Below are 15,242 nucleotides of genomic sequence, written 5' to 3'. Positions count from 1 at the left end.
GTCGGTCAGCCGCGGGCCCGCTGTGAGACCTGCGTGTGGTTGTCGGTGATGACGTCGGCGGGGACGACGCCGGCGATGGACGCGGCGACGGTGTAGTCATCGGACTCGGCGGCGGTTTCGGGCGACCAGCCGGTGAACCCGGCCGAGGGTGCGGGGGACAGCACTGCGGTACGGGAGCCGCTGGCGGTGGCGTTGGCGGACAGGGCCGCGGTGGTGCCGTTGGTGACGGTCGCGATGGTGGTGCCCGCGGGTACGCCGCCGGCGTCGACGGTGCGGCCGACGTCTGCGGCCGAGAAGGTGCCGGAGCCTGCGGTGATGGCGGTGGATGCGCTGGTGGTGGTGAGGGTGACGGTGCGGGTCTCGTTGCTGCGGCCGGTGGCCATGGTTGCCTCCAAGAGGGTTACGCCGCGTCCGGGCGGCTGGGGGGTGTGGTCGGGTGCGGCCCGGTTGAGCTTGGCGCGGTGCCGTGCTGCGAGCCCGGGTTGCCGGGCCTGGTCGAGCTCGGCGCGCTGCCGGGCACGGTTTGCCCGCCGGGCGACGGCTGCGGCTATCTGCTCCTCGGCGGTCACGGGGTCTGGACCTCCCGTGATGTGGAGTTGATGAACGCCGCGCCGAGGCTGGTGGTTTCGTCTGAGGACAGGGCCACGGCGGCGATCTCGGTGTCGTCGTGGAAGATGATCAGCAGCGTCATCCCGGACGGGTGGAATCGCAGTTCGGTGTGCGTGACGAGGTCGAGCGTCTTGCCCTCGACCTCGACGGTGCGACCGAGCGGAACGGTGGGGTCGATGGTCATGGGAATCTCCTGTCAGGCGCATTCGAGGTGGACGTCGACGCCGTCGCGGATGAGGTCGTCAGGTAGCGGTTGACCGCAGGCCGAGCAGGAATCAGAGAGAGGGTGCATTTCAGCGTCCACAGCGGCCCCAGCGTCCACGGGTGGGGATTCGTGCAGGTCAGGGGCGCTGTCGGTGGCGGACGCTGTGAAGAGGTCAGCGTCCACCCCAGCGTCCACAGCGTCCGCCGCGGGGGCGGGGGTGGACGCTAGCGGGGATCCCTCAGCGTCCCCCCTGTTTTCACTGGTCAAGCCCTGTTTCTCGGCGCCGGTGGACGCTGTGGACGCTGTTTCGCACCTTCTATCTGCTGATGCGGTGAGCTTGTACATGCGCTGTCGCTTCGGACGGGGTCCGCGCTCGGAGTCGTCGACCTCGACGCCGATGGTGCGCAGGGCGGGAGCGAGCCGCTTGAGCTGTCCGCCGGCGCGGGTGGCGTCCTTGGGCCACTTCTTCGGGGGCTTGTCCGGGGTGATGACGGAGTCGAGGATCTGCTGCGCGGTGAGCTTCAGCCCAGCTGGCCCGGCGCGGTCGACCAGGGCGACGACGGCCTGTGCGAACGGCTCGCCGTCGAGGACATCGGCGATGGCATCGCGGGCACTGGCCTTGTACGACTCCAGTGTCCGCCAGCCCTGCACTTTGTCGACGGCGGCCAGGACGCGGGCGAAGTCCGCCATGCGCGGGCGCTCGGCGAGCCGGATGTCCGGCAGCACGGTCAGCACGTCGGCGAGCAGTTCGAACAGGGAGGCCAGGATCGCGGCGTGCGCGTCGGCGTAAGCCTCGTCCAACTCGGCTTCCTCGCGCCGCTTGCTGTCGGAGATCAGGCTGAGCTCGATCGTCAGGAGCCGCTCGGCGAGGTCGCCGGCCAGCGCGCCGGCGTCGATGGTCGTCATGGCCAGCACCCGGCGGAACTCCAGCACAACCACGTCATCGTCGGTGTACAACGCTCTGTCGACGATGCCGTCGCCGGTGACCGCCCGGCACAGCGCGTCGGACAGCCAGTCCGGCACGATGCTGATGTTGTCGATGCACAGCGCCCAGGAGTTGAACGCCTGCGTGGCCCAGGACTTGATGTCCCGCGGGGCGGTGCGCTTCGGCGCACCGGATGGGTCGATGATCCCGATGACCATCTTCGCGGAGTAGGACTTGCCGGTGCCCTGTTCGCCTCGGAACGTCAGGATCGGGTGCGGCAGGTCAGGGATGAATGCGGCCAGCAACCAGGCGACGAGCAGGTGAAAGCCGTCCTCGTCCATGTTCAGTAGGTCCCGCAGCTTGGCCAGCCCGTCACCGTCGCGGATGGGCAGCGGCAGGGGCTTCATGGCACCCGAGCGGCGGAACAGCACCGGGGAGCGGGCGCCCCGGTGCCAGTGTCCGGGGCTAACGATGACGCACTCGCCGTCGGCGCTGCCGAGGTCGACGATGATGCGGTCGCCGTGCCGGGCCGTGCGCAGGTGCGGCACCCGCGGTTCGGCCGAGGCGGCAACACCTTCGAGGACGGTCATGGCATCGGCGAGCGCGGACTGAGAGGGCACTGCCCCGCCGTGGGTGTCGGTGTACATGCGGGCCAGCAGGGAGCGCAGCCCGGCCCGGCCGCGCAGGGCGTACACGGTGTTCGGCCCGTCCTTCTTCACCCCGTAAGGCCGGCCGTCGTCGCTCATGAACAGGTCGAAATCCTTGCGGGCAAGCGCGACCAGTTGGGACGCCTGCGACGGCCCGCGGCCCTTGCCCTCGTCGACTTCTCCGCCGGCCGCCTTGACGATCTCCTTGGCCTGCTGCTCGGTGTCGTCGGTCACGGGCGCGTCCTCTGGGGTGCATTGCGGGCGCTGTCGACGGTCCGCTCGGCGGCCCGCGGAGGGTGGCCGACGACAACCGCGGCGTCGATGAGAGCCCGGGTGAAGGTGGCGCGGTCCAAGTCGCTCTCGTGCGCGCGGCAGGCGGCCCAGTAGAGGCGGTTGTTCAGCTCGCCCTCGCCGGAGTCGAGTACGAATTTCACCAGGCCAACCAGCGCTCCGCCGGGACTGCGTACCGCTCGGGCCAAGCCGCTCGGCGGGGCGGGCCGTGGGGGCGGCATCAGCAGCGCCAGCAGCTCGTCCGGGATCGGATGCACGGTTGGGGCGCCAAGCTTCGGATGAACGACGTACTCACCGGAGCGCCCCCGGCTCCCAGGGCCGACCAGATAGCCGGCAGTACCGCGCACGTCTATGCCCGGGGCGACCTTGGATGCCGAGTTGCTCACCGTCACTCCGGCCGGTCCGGTGAACCACAAGTGCAGCCCGCCGGACGGGGTGCATACCGCGACGGTGGGCGGGATGGTGATGCGCAGCTCGAGGGCGAGCCGGTTGAGCTCGGCTACGCCGTCGACGCCGTTCTTGCGGTCCAAGTCGAGGCCGATGAGCGGGGCCCGACCGCTGCCGCAGGCGACGCCGTAGCCCGCGGCGTGCGGGGCGGCATCGAACTGTGCCCGGAGGCCGGCGGGCTCCGCCGTGGCGTCGTGTACGCCGTGCCCGAACTGGCCGCACTCGCCCTTGCATTGGTGGCCGTTCACGTGCGGTGACCGGATCGCGGGGACCTTGCCGCAGGACAGCGGGAAGACAGGAAACCCGCGGTCCGCGGCGTCGAGGGCGTGGTCGAGGGCGTTTTGCCAGTTGTTCATGCCGCCCTCCCGACCGCGGCCTTGCGGGGCCGCAGCTCGTACTGCGTGCCGCACGGTCCGGTGACGAGGCCGAGGTGTACGTGCCGATGCCAGGCCCCGCACGGGCAACGGCCGGTGAATTCGACCCGGCCGCGGGTGGCGAGGGCTATCGGGCGCACGACGGGCACGCCGTCCATGGGCTGCGTTACGGTGGCTGTAGCCACGTCGCCCGCCGCGAAGATGGCTTCCTGAGACCCGCGTGATTCGAGCACGCGGGTCTCTGTGCGTTCGGTCATGCTGCGGCGCCTCCGACCTTCGCGGCGTCGTAGCGGTCTATGTCGTCCCAGCGTGCGCGCAGGTACCTGCCCACACGGAACATGTACGGGCCGAACTCGACTTTGCGGTGGTGCCAGTCCCGGACGGTCTTCTCTGGTACCTGCCAGTGCTCGGCCATCTCGGGGACGGTGGCGAGCGGCCTGCGCCCATCGACTCGTGGGAGCGTCTTGCGAGACACGAATGATCTCCCGAAGAACTAGAAGTTCTGTCATGGAACATCTTGATCCATGAGGGTTCATCGAGACCGATAATGCCCGACCCTTGCGATGTTCCGCAAGAGGCATCTATGGTTCCCTCGTGGAACATCCCGAAGGAGCTGAGCCCGTGTCCGTAATCGCAGAGCGAGTCAGGGAGGCACGCGCCCGCCATGGGTTCACCGCGCAAATCCTCGCCGACAAACTCAAGCACGTGGGTGTTCCTTGGGACCGAGCCACCGTGACAAAGGTGGAGACAGGGCGGCGGCAGAACATCACCGTCGTCGAGCTGCTAGCTCTGGCCCGTGTGCTGGACGTAGCGCCTGTACATCTGCTTGTGCCGGTCGACGACCGCCCTTATCAGGTGACTCCCGGACACGAGGCGAGAGAGGGCTCGCCGGCGGTCGAGCCAGAGGTGCGCGACGCGGCCAGAGTGCGCGCGTGGGTGCGTGGTGAGGAGCCATTGCCGAGCACGGATCGCCGGATCTTCCGGAGCGAGGTGCCGCTCGACGAGATGAGGCCTACGACGACCGTGCGGTTCGGCGGGCGCCATGGCTCGGCGGAGCTGGAAGAGGCGTTCCGGGAGGACCAGAAGCGCCGCAGCGAGGAGGAGGCGGGTGATGGCGAAAGTAGTTGACCGCTGGCACCTGAGCCGGCCGCCCGCGGATGCTGAGCCGTGCGAGGATCACAGCACGAAGACCAAGACGCTCATCCCTTCTGCAGACCACGGTACGGGCAAGCGATGGCAGGTGCGCTACCGCGACCCGTCGGGCGAGCAGCGGAAAGAGAACTTCGAGAAACAGGCGCAGGCCCTGGCGCGTGCGGCCGAGGTTAAGGCGGAGCTGGACCGCGGCGAGTACGTCGACCGCAAGACCCGCCGACAGACCTTCCGGGAGTACGCGGAGACATGGCGTGAGGCTGCGACGCAGCGAGAGGTAACGGACGCGAAGACCGAGCGCGCTCTGCGCCTGCACGTCTACCCGATCTTGGGTGATAGGCCGATAGCTGGCATCACGCGGACTGACATACGCGCCTGGGTCAAGGACCGCTCTACGGTGCTGGCCCCGATATCCCTTCGGAAGCCGTACAACGACCTGTCGTCGGTGATGTCCGCGGCCCTCTACGACGGCGTCATTCGCAAGAACCCGTGCCACAACATCGACTTGCCGGAGATCCGTAAGCCCGAGGTCGTGCCGCTCGCCCCCGAGGTGGTTCGGGCACTGCTGGAGTCCGCGTCCCCGCGGTACCGCGCGCTGATCCGGCTTGCTGCGACGACCGGCCTACGCGGCGGCGAGCTGTTCGGGCTTGAGGGCCACGTCGACCTGAGCGCCGGCACGGTCGAGGTGGAGCAGCAACTCGTAGGCCCGGACAAGGGCCGCCCGTACCTGGCGGAGCCGAAGACGGACAAGTCCTATCGGACGGTGCCGCTGTCCGCCTCGGCGATCGCTGCCGTGCGGGCGCATCTCGAGGAGTTTCCACCGCGTGAGGCAGAGGTCGAGGATAAGACGGACCGCCGCCGGCCGCGGATGAGGAAGGCCCGGCTGCTGTTCGTCAGTGAGTCCGGGGGGCCGATCCGGCGGGGATCCTGGGCGAAGGTGTGGGCCTGGCAGGTGAAGCGGGCGGACAAGGCTCTTGAGGCGGCCGGATCGCCGCTGCGAGTTCCGGAGGGCACGACCCTGCATGACCTCCGGCACTTCTACGCGTCCGTGCTGATCGAGCACGGTGCGTCGATCAAGAAGGTTCAGCGGCGCCTCGGTCACGCTAAGCCATCGATCACGCTGGATCTCTACGTCCATCTGTACGAGGACGGCGAGGACGACACGGCCGTTCTCATCGACTCCGCTCTGAACGGTGTGCCCTCAAAGTGCCCTGTGAAGGTGGCGGCGTGATGAGTTGCCAGCTCAACCAGACTGAGACGGCGCCTGTGCGGAGGCGCCCGCCCCGACCTACTCGTGATGCAGGTGGTCGGCGAAGAGGTTGCCGGAGCGGTGCTCATCATGAAACCGCTGGGAGAGGGACATCAGGCATCCGAGCCTTCCGTGAAGAGCTCCTCGGCGGCGGAGACCGTGGCAGCCCGCACCACCCAGGTGGCAAGGATGTCGAGGTCCCGGCAGGTGAGCACCTGCTCTTGCTGCTCGTCGGTGAGCTCGACCCCGCGTGCTTCGAGGATGCGGATGATGTCGTCGGCTCGCCCCTTGATCTCTCCTTCTGCGCGCAGGCGCATGGATGTCTCGGAGCGGAAGAAGGAAAGGTCGGCTGCCATCAGGTCCCTCCAGAGGTGCAGTGCCGGGGTGGGCCCCAGGCCGAGTTCCGTGAGTTCGGCGAAGCGGAATGCCGTCTCGTTGTCGATCTTCTTCAGGGCGGCGCACAGCACCCTCAGTATGGCACCGGCGTTCTCGTCCTTAGCGTGAGTAATCGCCGAAAGCGTGGCAAGGGGGATGTCCTCGACCGCGGATTCCACGTCGGTGACGACGGGCACGTTGTGCGGGCCCAGGACGAACGGGCGGACCTGCAGGCTGGTCCAGTCGGCGATGCCGATGCGGAGCGGTTCTGCCGCCCAGCGGGCGGTAGCTGTGTCCTGGGTTACGACGAGGAGTACGGCGGGGAGTTCGTACTTGGCGTGCAGGAACGCCAGGTAGTAAGGCCAGCTGAATGCCTTCTTCGGATCGCGTTTGCCTTGGGCTTCGACCGCGAGCAGGAAACTGTCGCCGTCCGTGGTGTCGAACTGGAGCAGTGTGTCGAGTCGCCGCTCCATCGTCCTGATCTCTGTCAGATCTGGCGTGAGGATGGATACGGCCGCCGGTTTCGCCAGCGGGATACCCAGCGACCGGAACGTGCGGGCGAAGACACCGGGATCGTCTTGGAAGATCCGGTGCATCGCCTCGTGGTTTGAGCTGACCATGTGGTGGACGCTATGGCGGAGTTCGAGAAGGTGATCGTTTCTCCTGTCTGGAGATCACTGGATCAGGTGAAGTGGGAACGTGTCCGCGACGGTCGACGCCCTCACATCCCGCCTCACCTCTCGCTGAGGGCACCGTTGCGCGCGGGAAACAGCGGTGATCCCACCGGGTAACGCCGCCCCCGCAAGCTCAAGGGCATGAGCCGAAACGGGACCGGGCGGGAGCCGCGCCGCGAGCCGCGCGGCGCCGCGCGGCGCATCGTCGTCATCGGCGCCGGCATGGCCGCGGGCCGCCTCGCGCAGCGACTGGCCACGGTCTCGGCCGGCCGGCCGCTCGACCTGACCCTGATCGGCGAGGAGCCGCACGCCCCGTACAACCGCGTCCTCCTCGCCGACGTCCTCGCCGGCCGCTACGCCCCGGACGTCATCCGCCTCCCTGCCCCGCCCGCCGCCGTCACCCGCCGCCACGCCCGCGCCGTCCGCATCGACCGCGACACCCGGACCGTCCAGTGCGACGACGGCACCAGCGTCCCGTACGACCGCCTCGTGCTCGCCACCGGCTCCAACCCCGTACTCCCCCCGCTCCGCGGCCTCTTCCAGCCCGGTGGCGGGGACCTGCCCGCCGGCGTGCACCCCTTCCGTACGCTCGCCGACTGCGAGGCGCTGCGGGCCGCCGCGGGCGACGGGACCAAGGCCGTCGTCATCGGCGGCGGTCTGCTCGGTGTCTCCGCTGCCCGCGCCCTCGCGCTGCGCGGCGCGCACGTGGTGCTGGCGCACCAGGGCGAGCACCTCATGGAGCGGCACCTCGACACCCACGCCGCCGATCTCCTCCGTCGCCATCTGGAGGATCTGGGTGTTGAGGTGCACACCGAGTGCCGGGTACGCGGGCTGCGCACCCGGCAGGAGGACGAAGCCGTCGCCGACCGCACCGTCACCGCCGTCGAGCTCGCCGACGGCTTCGCCCTCCAGTCCGATCTCGTCATCCTCGCCTGCGGTGTACGGCCCCGCGTCGGCCTCGCGCAGGCCGCCGGGCTCGCCGTCCGCAAGGGCGTCGAGGTCGACGACCAGCTCCGGACCAGCGACCCGCACATCTACGCCATTGGCGACTGCGCCGAGCACGACGGCACCACGTACGGGCTCGCCGGGGCGGCCGTCGAGCAGGCTGAGGTGGCCGCCCAGGTCATCGCGAACCCGCACACCGGCTCCCGCTACACCGGCACCCGCGCCCTGACCCGCCTCACCCTCGGCGCCGAACCGGCCGACACCCCCTTCGACCTGGCCGCCTTCGGCGACACCACCCCCCACCCCGACGACGACGTCGTCCACCTCACCGACGCCACCCGCCGCACCTACCGCAAGGTCGTCGTCCGAGGCGACCGCCTCGTCGGCGGCATTCTCCTCGGCGACCTCGCCACCGTGGGGAACCTCGCGCTCACCTGGGAGACCGACGAAGCCCTCCCCGACTCTCCCCTGCTCCACCTGATCACCGACAACGGAGGCTCCTGACGATGACCGGCAACGCACAGCGGATCGTCCTCATCGGCCACGGCATGGTCGGCCAGCGTTTTCTGGAGGCGCTGGCCGACCGGGGACTGACCCGCACCCACCGCGTCACCGTCCTCGCCGAGGAGGCGCGGCCGGCCTACGACCGCGTCAAGCTCACCTCGTACTTCTCCGGCACCACCCCGGACGAGCTGTCCGTGACCCCCGAGGGCTTCATCGACGAGAACGGGATCGAGCTGCACCTCGACGACCCGGCCGCCGCCGTCGACCGCGGCACCCGCACGGTCACCACCGAATCCGGGCGCACGCACACCTACGACACCCTCGTCATCGCCACCGGCTCGTACCCCTTCGTCCCGCCCGTCCCCGGCAAGGACGCCGCCGGCTGCTTCGTCTACCGGACCATCGAGGACCTCCTGGCCATCGAGGAGTACGCGAAGAAGCACGCCACCACCGGGACGGTGGTCGGCGGCGGCCTGCTCGGGCTCGAAGCCGCGGGCGCTCTCCAGGGGCTCGGACTCGACACCCACATCGTGGAGTTCGCGCCCCGGCTCATGCCCGTCCAGGTCGATGAGGGCGGTGGCAGCGCGCTGCGGCGCACCATCACCGGCATGGGTCTTGAGGTGCACACCGGCGTCGGCGGCAAGGAGATCAAGACCGACGCCCAAGGCGCCGTGCGCGCCATGGCGCTCTCCGACGACTCCGAAATCGCCACCGATCTCGTCGTCTTCTCCGCGGGCGTACGGCCCCGCGACCAGCTCGCCCGCGACGCGGGCCTCGACGTCGGCGAGCGCGGCGGGGTCGCCGTCGACGAGCAGTGCCGTACGACCAATGACCCCGCCGTCTTCGCCATCGGAGAGTGCGCCCTTGCCGCGGACGGTCGGGTGTACGGGCTTGTGGCGCCCGGGTACGAGATGGCGGAGACGGCGGCCAAGGCGATCGCCGCGGAGGATGACAAGACCGGGTTCAGCGGCGCCGATCTCTCCACCAAGCTCAAGCTCCTCGGCGTCGGCGTCGCCTCCTTCGGTGACGCGCACGGGGCCGCCGACGACTGCCTCGACGTCGTCTACTCCGACTCCCGCGCCGGCATCTACAAGAAGCTCGTCGTCGCCCAGGACGGCACCCTCCTCGGCGGTGTCCTGGTCGGGGACACCGACTCGTACGGCCTGCTCCGCCCTCTCACCGGCTCCATCCCCCCGGTGTCCCCCGAGTCGCTCGTGCTCCCCGCGGGGGCCGGTGCCCCGGCCGCCCTCGGCCCGTCCGCGCTCCCCGACGACGCGGTCATCTGCAACTGCCACAACGTCACCAAGGGCAGCATCAAGAGCGCCGTCACCGACCACGAGTGCACCACCGTCCCCGAGGTGAAGAAGTGCACCAAGGCGGGCTCCGGCTGCGGCAGTTGCGTCAAGGTCCTCACCACGCTCGTCAATGACGAGCTCGAAGCGCAGGGCGTCACCATCGACAAGGGCCTGTGCGGCTGCTTCACCTACACCCGCGCCGAGCTCTACGAGATCGTCCGCACGCTCCGTATCACCTCCTACGCCCAGCTCCTCGACAGCCACGGCCGCGAGGAAGCCAAGCGCAGCGACGGCTGCGAGGTCTGCAAGCCGACGGTGGCCTCGATCATCGCCTCCCTCGCCCCGTCGATCGGCGCCGAGGGGTACGTCCTCGACGGCGAGCAGGCCGCGCTGCAGGACACCAACGATCACTTCCTCGCCAACATGCAGAAGAACGGCTCGTACTCGATCGTGCCGCGCATCCCCGGCGGCGAGATCACCCCGGAGAAGCTGATCGTCATCGGTGAGGTGGCGCGGGACTTCGGGCTGTACACGAAGATCACCGGTGGGCAGCGCATCGATCTCTTCGGCGCCCGGGTCGACCAGCTGCCGCAGATCTGGGGGCGGCTGGTCGACGCGGGCTTCGAGAGCGGGCATGCGTACGGGAAGGCGCTGCGGACGGTCAAGTCGTGCGTGGGCTGGACCTGGTGCCGGTACGGGGTCCAGGACTCCGTCAAGATGGCCATCCAGCTGGAGCTGCGCTATCGCGGGCTGCGGTCGCCGCACAAGCTCAAGTCGGCGGTCTCCGGGTGCGCGCGGGAGTGTGCGGAGGCGCAGTCGAAGGACTTCGGGGTGATCGCGACCGCCGGGGGCTGGAATCTGTACGTCGGCGGCAACGGCGGCGCCACGCCGCGGCACGCCGACCTCCTCGCCCAAGACCTCAGCGACGCCGAGCTGGTGCGGCTGATCGACCGCTTCCTGATGTTCTACATCCGCACCGCGGACCGGCTGGAGCGGACCTCGGTGTGGCTGGAGCGGATCGAGGGCGGGCTCGATCACGTACGGGACGTCGTCGTCCACGACTCGCTCGGCCTCTGCGCCGAGCTGGAGGCGATGATGGCCGACCACGTCGCCAACTACCGCGACGAGTGGGCCGAGACGCTCGCCGACCCGGACCGGCTGCGCCGCTTCGTCTCCTTCGTCAACGCCCCCGGCACCCCCGACCCGTCGGTGCGGTTCGTGCCCGAGCGCGACCAGGTCAAGCCTGACCTGGACCTCTTGCAGATTCGTCCCCTGGAAGGAGCCGCGGCCCGATGACCCTGGCACCGGAACGCATCACCCTCCGCGTCGAACTCCGTCTCGACCGCGGCTGGCACAGCATCTGCGAACTCTCCGACCTCACCCCGGGCCGCGGCGCGGCGGCGCTGCTGCCGACCGGCGAGCAGGTCGCGGTCTTCCTGGACCGCGCGGGGCGTACGTACGCGATCGGCAACCGCGACCCCTTCACCGGAGCGTACGTCCTCTCCCGGGGGCTGCTGGGCGCCGCGGGCGGGCGCCCGTTCGTGGCGTCGCCGCTGCTCAAGCAGCGCTTTGATCTGGAGACGGGGCGCTGCCTCGACGACGAGGAGGTGGCGATCCCGGCGTACGCGACGCGGACGCTGTGATCGTCACGGCTTGATCCAGAAGGCGACCCGGATCCCGCTGGTGGAGTTGATCCGCTCGTTGATGCCGTAGAGGCGGCCGTCGGCGGGGCCGTAGCCGAGGTTCTGGGTGAGCACCGGCGCCGTCGTCAGCACGTGCGGCGGCGCGCCCGGCCGGGCGTAGTGGATGCAGGAGTACGGCAGCGCGTCGCCCGAGCCGCCGCCGGTGCCGCTCGGGCAGTCGCCGGCCAGCCACCACCGGTCGCCGTCGGTCGCCGCGCCCTGCATCGCCCAGACAGGGGAGGAGTACGCGGCCGTGGCGCCGCCCTTCGGCAGGCCTGTCGACTCGTCCAGCGCCCAGCGGACGACCCGGCCGCCGGCCGCGCCCGGCTTGTACTCGGCCGAGACCAGGGCGTCCGCTCCGCTGCGGTCCAGGCTGAGGGAGTTGAGGCAGGGGGTGGTGCCGGTGACGACGGTGCAGGCGGCCGTGCCGGCCGTGGTCTGGTACTGGCCGATCATCGGCAGCGCGTAATTGCTCCAGCGGGCGGAGGAGGTCGAGCCCGAGATGCCGACGGCTTCCGTGCTGGAGTTGACCTTCCAGATGTGGGCGAGGTCGTAGACCTGCAGGTAGCGGCCGTTGGCGACGAAGAGCTTGGTGCCGTACCAGACGACGCCGTCGGCGTGCGTCCACTGGGCGGCGGTGAAGTTGCCGTTGCCGTTCGCGTCCAGGGTGGGCCGCGCCAGCAGCAGGTGGTTGTAACGGATGGCGCCGCCGTCGGCGTTGACGAGGCTGACCCGGGCGAACTCGTTCGCCACCGCGCCGGGTGTGCCCATGCCGCGGCTGAAGTGCCAGGACGCGGCGAAGGCCTTGCGGCCGTCCCAGAGGCCGTCGGGCTTCGCGTCGTACGAGCCGGTCAGGCCCTGCGGGGTCCAGCCGCCGGCCGTCGTGTACGAGTTGGAGGTGTCGTCGGCCTTGTCCCAGCAGAAGCCGCCGGGGCTGAGCGACGCCTTGAGGCCGGTGCCGTGGCAGAGCCCGGCGGAGCCGGTGCGGCCGCCGGAGGTGAGGACCTGGGTGGCGTTGCGGACGGCGACGGCCGGATTCTTTTCTACGGCGGTCAGCGCCTTGCCGTAGTCGGCGAAGGTGGTGCCGGGGTCGAGCTTGAACTTGCCCACCGTCGCCGCATCGACGGGCGCGAAAGGAAGCGCGGTGGGGGCAGCGGGGGCGGCGCTCGCCGCCGGGAGCCAGGCGGCCACCGCGGCGGCGGCCGCGGTCAGTGCGGCACCGAATGTCATTCGCCATGAACGCGTCACGTCGGCAGAGCGTACCGGCGGATGGGGCACCGCCCCAGACCCCTGCCGCGCGTTCCTTCACCTCTCCCGCCGCCGCTCGTACTCTGTGCGCCATGTCTCCCTGGAGCGCACGCGACATCCCTGACCAGAGCGGCCGTACGGCCGTCGTCACCGGGGCCAACAGCGGCATCGGATACGCCGCCGCCCGCGAGCTCGCCCGCGCGGGCGCGAGAGTGTTTCTCGCCTGCCGCAGCGAGCACCGCGGCAGCGAGGCGCTGGCCCGGCTGCGCGCCGAAGTCCCGGCGGCCGAGGCCGAGCTGCGGCCGCTCGACCTGGGGGATCTGAAGTCCGTACGGGCCTTCGCGGACGCCCTCCCCGGCGACCGGCTCGACCTGCTGCTCAACAACGCGGGCGTGATGGCGGTCCCGTACGGCGAGACCGCCGACGGCTTCGAGACGCAGATCGGGGTGAATCATCTCGGGCACTTCGCGCTGACCGGGCTGCTGCTGCCGCGGCTGCAGGCCGCCGACCGGGCCCGGGTGGTGAGCGTCTCCAGCCTGATGCACTTCGCGAGCCAGGTCGACCTCAACGACCTGCACATGCGCACCCGCTACCGCCGCTGGGTCCAGTACGGCCGCTCCAAGTCGGCGGACCTGCTCTTCATCCACGAACTGGCCCGCCGGCTGGCCCGCGCCGGCTCCGGCATCATCGCCGCCGCCGCCCACCCCGGCTACGCCGCCACCAACCTCCAGGCCGCAAGCGTCCAGTCGGAGCACCGCCCGTTCGCCGAGCGCATCTTCGCCACCGGCAACCGCCTGATCGCCCAGTCCGCCGACGCCGGCGCCCTGCCGACCCTCTTCGCCGCGACGGCCCCCGGCATCCACCCGGACACCTTCATCGGCCCCCGGATCATGGGCTGGCGCGGCGCCCCGAGCACGTCGCAGCGGGCGAAGTGGACGCTCAACGACGCGGCGTCGCAGCGGCTGTGGGAGGAGTCGGAGCGGCTGACAGGGGTGTCGTACGAGGGGCTGGGGTAACGGCCGCTCTCACGCCACCTCGATCCGGAGTTCATGCTGCCCGGTGAGCCCCGCCGGGATCCGAGCGGGGGCGGGGCGGCCGTCCAGCGTGCACGAGGCGACGCGGCTGCCTTCGCCCTCGACGGTGAGGTCGAGCGTCGCGCCCCGGTACGCCAGCCCGGACAGCGTGACCGGCCCCCAGTCCGGCGGCAGGCTCGGCGCGAAGGACAACCCGCGATGTCCGGCGCGGAGACCGAAGAGCCCCTGGTGGATCAGGCGCAGATAGCCGGTCGCCGACCAGGTCTGGTCCGGCTGCGAGTCCCACTGCCTGCCGACCTGCCAGCCGCCGTCCACCGCGCCGGTACGGGCGTTGTAGATCTCCCAGAAGTGGCCGTCGCCGTGCCAGAGCTCCGCGATGTCGGTCACCGTACGGGCGAAGAGGTCGGTGCGGCCGCCGCGCGCGGCCGCGTGGCCCCACATGGCGGTGGTCATCGGCCAGACGATCACGTTGTGGCGGCCGGGGCGGGCGTCGTCGAAGCGGTCGAAGTGCGGCCAGACGTTGACGACGCCGTGCGGTTCCTGGTGGGTGCCGTCGAGGAGCGTACGCACCTGGCGCCGGGACGCGACGCCGCACAGCACGGCGAAGGCGAGGCCGTTGGTCTCCTGGTGCGGCTCCAGGCGGCCGGCCTTCGGTCCCGTGCCGTGGATGAACGAGCCGTAGCTGCCGGCCTCCGGCCGCCACAGGTGGCGGTTGACCGCCGTCCGCAGCTGGGCCGCGGCCGCGCGCCAGCGGCCCGCCGCGCGCCGCTCGCCCGCCTTGGCCGCCAGGTCGGCGGCGGCCAGATGGGCCGCGTAGTAGAGGCAGTTGGTGGACAGCGACAGCATCTTGTCGGTGTGCGGGTGGTCGAGCACGAAGGACGAGTCGTTGGCCGGGTCGTAGGGCGGGCTCGGGTAGCCGGCGATGCCGTCCTGCATGAAGGCCGGCCCTTCGAAGAGGCCGTACGCGGCGTTGAAGTGCTTGTCGCGGTTGCGGTCGAGGGTGTTCGCGGCGGCCTCGTAGGCGTCGGTGAGGAAGGTCCGGTCGCCGGTGAGGAGGAAGTGCTCGCGGGCGGCGATCACCCAGATGACCTGGTCCCACCACTGGTTGTCCTGCTGCACGATCAGTGTCCCGTCGTCCTGCCGCCGGCACACCGACCACAGCGTGTTCCGGGCGACGGTGGGCGACAGCAGGCTGGCGGCATTCCAGGAGTTCACCGACGCGTCGCGCGTCCAGGGCTGCTCGTAGCCGCCGCCGGCGCGGATGAAGGTGCCGGGCGGGTCGGTCAGGAGGCCGGTCTGGTTGTATTCGGCGGGGTCGTACGGGACGGTGTTGATCTCCAGCAGGTTCTGGAGGGCGGAGCGGTAGGCGCCGCCGAGAAGGGCGTCGTGAGCGCCGCCGAACTCGATGGCCGGACGGGCGTCGTCAGCCGCGGCCGCCGAGGAGGGCATGGTGCCCGCGGCGGCGAGACCCGCGACGGCGGACCCGAACAGCAGCGTGCGGCGGGAGACGGGACGGTGGTGCGCGGGCGAGGGCATGTGGATCCTCCGCATCGACAACGATGTCAGCCGTGCAGCCCAGGACGCTTCCA

The 15,242-nt window shown here is 70.5% G+C and carries 15 protein-coding genes; 6 read left to right on the top strand and 9 right to left on the bottom strand.

Features of this window, described 5'->3' with window-relative positions:
- Window positions 1–5 precede the first annotated feature (5 nt).
- From ACNNMR_RS13125 to ACNNMR_RS13100, 6 genes are read right to left on the bottom strand one after another with little or no spacing between them, the layout of a single operon-like run.
- A complete protein-coding gene (locus ACNNMR_RS13125; RefSeq protein ID WP_419994766.1) occupies window positions 6–569 on the bottom strand; it encodes a hypothetical protein in 564 nt (187 codons plus the stop codon).
- Window positions 566–793 carry a hypothetical protein gene (locus ACNNMR_RS13120; RefSeq protein WP_419994765.1) on the bottom strand — a complete coding sequence of 76 codons (228 nt, stop codon included), beginning with the start codon at window positions 791–793 and terminating at the stop codon, window positions 566–568. Before ACNNMR_RS13120 ends, ACNNMR_RS13125 begins: the two co-directional genes overlap by 4 nt.
- Before the next feature lie 12 nt (window positions 794–805).
- A complete protein-coding gene (locus ACNNMR_RS13115) occupies window positions 806–2,620 on the bottom strand; it encodes an ATP-binding protein (RefSeq protein ID WP_419994764.1) in 1,815 nt (604 codons plus the stop codon).
- Window positions 2,617–3,480 (bottom strand): bifunctional DNA primase/polymerase, encoded by an 864-nt coding sequence (locus ACNNMR_RS13110; RefSeq protein ID WP_419994763.1) that lies wholly within the window; start codon window positions 3,478–3,480, stop codon window positions 2,617–2,619. Before ACNNMR_RS13110 ends, ACNNMR_RS13115 begins: the two co-directional genes overlap by 4 nt.
- On the bottom strand, window positions 3,477–3,755 hold the full coding sequence (locus tag ACNNMR_RS13105; protein WP_419994762.1) for a hypothetical protein: 279 nt from the start codon (window positions 3,753–3,755) through the stop codon (window positions 3,477–3,479). Before ACNNMR_RS13105 ends, ACNNMR_RS13110 begins: the two co-directional genes overlap by 4 nt.
- A complete protein-coding gene (locus tag ACNNMR_RS13100; RefSeq protein ID WP_419994761.1) occupies window positions 3,752–3,973 on the bottom strand; it encodes a DNA-binding protein in 222 nt (73 codons plus the stop codon). The genes ACNNMR_RS13105 and ACNNMR_RS13100 overlap by 4 nt, the downstream gene beginning before the upstream one ends.
- A 146-nt stretch (window positions 3,974–4,119) precedes the next feature.
- Between ACNNMR_RS13100 and ACNNMR_RS13095 the strand changes: the two genes are divergently transcribed.
- On the top strand, window positions 4,120–4,626 hold the full coding sequence (locus ACNNMR_RS13095; RefSeq protein WP_419994760.1) for a helix-turn-helix domain-containing protein: 507 nt from the start codon (window positions 4,120–4,122) through the stop codon (window positions 4,624–4,626).
- Entirely contained in the window at window positions 4,610–5,878 is a 1,269-nt protein-coding gene (locus ACNNMR_RS13090; RefSeq protein WP_419994759.1) for a tyrosine-type recombinase/integrase, read from the top strand. Before ACNNMR_RS13095 ends, ACNNMR_RS13090 begins: the two co-directional genes overlap by 17 nt.
- Window positions 5,879–6,009: 131 nt before the next feature.
- Here ACNNMR_RS13090 and ACNNMR_RS13085 read toward each other — a convergent pair whose 3' ends face one another.
- Window positions 6,010–6,891, bottom strand: a complete 882-nt coding sequence (locus ACNNMR_RS13085; protein WP_419994758.1) for a hypothetical protein — start codon at window positions 6,889–6,891, stop codon at window positions 6,010–6,012.
- A 195-nt stretch (window positions 6,892–7,086) separates the two neighbouring features.
- Between ACNNMR_RS13085 and ACNNMR_RS13080 the strand changes: the two genes are divergently transcribed.
- Genes ACNNMR_RS13080 through nirD form a run of 3 tightly spaced genes read left to right on the top strand, consistent with a single transcriptional unit; the run spans window position 7,087 to window position 11,332 of the window.
- Window positions 7,087–8,394 carry an NAD(P)/FAD-dependent oxidoreductase gene (locus tag ACNNMR_RS13080; protein ID WP_419994757.1) on the top strand — a complete coding sequence of 436 codons (1,308 nt, stop codon included), beginning with the start codon at window positions 7,087–7,089 and terminating at the stop codon, window positions 8,392–8,394.
- Window positions 8,395–8,396: 2 nt separating this feature from the next.
- Window positions 8,397–10,985 (top strand): nitrite reductase large subunit NirB, encoded by a 2,589-nt coding sequence (nirB, locus tag ACNNMR_RS13075; RefSeq protein WP_419994756.1) that lies wholly within the window; start codon window positions 8,397–8,399, stop codon window positions 10,983–10,985.
- On the top strand, window positions 10,982–11,332 hold the full coding sequence (gene nirD / locus ACNNMR_RS13070) for a nitrite reductase small subunit NirD (protein WP_419994755.1): 351 nt from the start codon (window positions 10,982–10,984) through the stop codon (window positions 11,330–11,332). Before nirB ends, nirD begins: the two co-directional genes overlap by 4 nt.
- Before the next feature lie 3 nt (window positions 11,333–11,335).
- On the opposite strand, the gene ACNNMR_RS13065 is transcribed toward nirD, so the two are convergent.
- A complete protein-coding gene (locus ACNNMR_RS13065; protein WP_419994754.1) occupies window positions 11,336–12,619 on the bottom strand; it encodes a hypothetical protein in 1,284 nt (427 codons plus the stop codon).
- Between the two features lie 92 nt (window positions 12,620–12,711).
- Between ACNNMR_RS13065 and ACNNMR_RS13060 the strand changes: the two genes are divergently transcribed.
- Window positions 12,712–13,635: an oxidoreductase gene (locus tag ACNNMR_RS13060; protein WP_419994753.1), complete on the top strand. Its 924-nt coding sequence runs from the start codon at window positions 12,712–12,714 to the stop codon at window positions 13,633–13,635.
- Between the two features lie 9 nt (window positions 13,636–13,644).
- On the opposite strand, the gene ACNNMR_RS13055 is transcribed toward ACNNMR_RS13060, so the two are convergent.
- Window positions 13,645–15,189, bottom strand: coding sequence for an MGH1-like glycoside hydrolase domain-containing protein (locus tag ACNNMR_RS13055; RefSeq protein WP_419994752.1), 1,545 nt, complete (start codon window positions 15,187–15,189; stop codon window positions 13,645–13,647).
- Window positions 15,190–15,242: the final 53 nt, after the last annotated feature.

The sequence above is a fragment of the Streptomyces boninensis genome, from assembly GCF_048572725.1.
GTDB classification, from domain to species: domain Bacteria; phylum Actinomycetota; class Actinomycetes; order Streptomycetales; family Streptomycetaceae; genus Streptomyces; species Streptomyces boninensis.
Note: the sequence above shows the minus strand (reverse complement) of the source record. Positions and strands in the feature narration are given on the sequence as shown.

What these genes read in the sequence shown, in the direction of transcription:
- nirB (WP_419994756.1), top strand. Translation starts at nt 8,397, where the DNA reads ATGACCGGCAACGCACAGCGGATCGTCCTCATCGGCCACGGCATGGTC.
- ACNNMR_RS13110 (WP_419994763.1), bottom strand. Translation starts at nt 3,480, where the DNA reads ATGAACAACTGGCAAAACGCCCTCGACCACGCCCTCGACGCCGCGGAC.
- ACNNMR_RS13090 (WP_419994759.1), top strand. Translation starts at nt 4,610, where the DNA reads ATGGCGAAAGTAGTTGACCGCTGGCACCTGAGCCGGCCGCCCGCGGAT.
- ACNNMR_RS13060 (WP_419994753.1), top strand. Translation starts at nt 12,712, where the DNA reads ATGTCTCCCTGGAGCGCACGCGACATCCCTGACCAGAGCGGCCGTACG.
- ACNNMR_RS13120 (WP_419994765.1), bottom strand. Translation starts at nt 793, where the DNA reads ATGACCATCGACCCCACCGTTCCGCTCGGTCGCACCGTCGAGGTCGAG.
- ACNNMR_RS13105 (WP_419994762.1), bottom strand. Translation starts at nt 3,755, where the DNA reads ATGACCGAACGCACAGAGACCCGCGTGCTCGAATCACGCGGGTCTCAG.
- ACNNMR_RS13055 (WP_419994752.1), bottom strand. Translation starts at nt 15,189, where the DNA reads ATGCCCTCGCCCGCGCACCACCGTCCCGTCTCCCGCCGCACGCTGCTG.
- nirD (WP_419994755.1), top strand. Translation starts at nt 10,982, where the DNA reads ATGACCCTGGCACCGGAACGCATCACCCTCCGCGTCGAACTCCGTCTC.
- ACNNMR_RS13080 (WP_419994757.1), top strand. Translation starts at nt 7,087, where the DNA reads ATGAGCCGAAACGGGACCGGGCGGGAGCCGCGCCGCGAGCCGCGCGGC.
- ACNNMR_RS13085 (WP_419994758.1), bottom strand. Translation starts at nt 6,891, where the DNA reads ATGGTCAGCTCAAACCACGAGGCGATGCACCGGATCTTCCAAGACGAT.